Genomic DNA, 250 nt, shown 5'->3' with positions numbered 1-250 from the left:
GTTCGCGTTCGGGTCGGCGCGCCGATCACGAGGCACAGCGTTCGCGTTCGAGTCGAGTGGTTCGGCTCCCGTACCCGGATGCGCGCCCGCCGCGGCGGCAGCTCCCGCGACGCCCACACCCGCTTCGGCACCGCGGCCGTCGTGACGGCCATCGCCGCGCTGGAACTCCTGCTCGAGCGCCGCGCGATCGCCGGCCACGCCGGCATCCCGCTCGTCCTGGCGCGCATTCACGCCGTCGTGGCGAACGTCG

This window comes from Gulosibacter sediminis (assembly GCF_014904065.1).
Classification (GTDB): domain Bacteria; phylum Actinomycetota; class Actinomycetes; order Actinomycetales; family Microbacteriaceae; genus Gulosibacter; species Gulosibacter sediminis.
This window is presented reverse-complemented; position numbering follows the sequence as displayed.